Here is a 618-nt window from a genome sequence, read left to right on the forward strand (position 1 = left end):
CTGCGCTCGGTGGTTGACCTGCTCCGCAGGTCAACCTGGCCCTTCGGGCCAGGAGGGTCCTAGGCGCTGCGCGCCTAGGAAGGGAGAACGCTCGCTGCGCTCGCTCGACTACAGGGCCGCCTCGCTGCGCTCGGTGGTTGACCTGCTCCGCAGGTCAACCTGGCCCTTCGGGCCAGGAGGGTCCTAGGCGCTGCGCGCCTAGGAAGGGACAACGCTCGCTGCGCTCGCTCGACTACAGGGCCGCCTCGCTGCGCTCGGTGGTTGACCTGCTCCGCAGGTCAACCTGGCCCTTCGGGCCAGGGGTCCTAGGCGCTGCGCGCCTAGGAAAGGAGAATGCTCGCTGCGCTCGCTCGACTACAGGGCCACCTCGCTGGGTGTGGTGACCTGCTTGGAAGGCTGAAGCCGGCCCCGAAGGGGCAGTGGCCCACTGGCTGAGCCCAGGAAGGTGTAACGCTCGCTGTGCTCGCTGAACTGCAAGGGCCACCTTGCTGCGCTCGGTGATGACCTGCTGCGCAGGTCAAAGGCTGGCCTTGAGAGTGGAGGGGGGGGGGGCGGCGGGGGCCCCCCCCCGCCCCCCCACCGCGGGGGGGGGGTTTTTTTGGGGGGGGGGGGGGGTTT

This window comes from Streptomyces sp. NPDC051555 (genome assembly GCF_044454405.1).
Classification (GTDB): Bacteria; Actinomycetota; Actinomycetes; order Streptomycetales; family Streptomycetaceae; genus Streptomyces.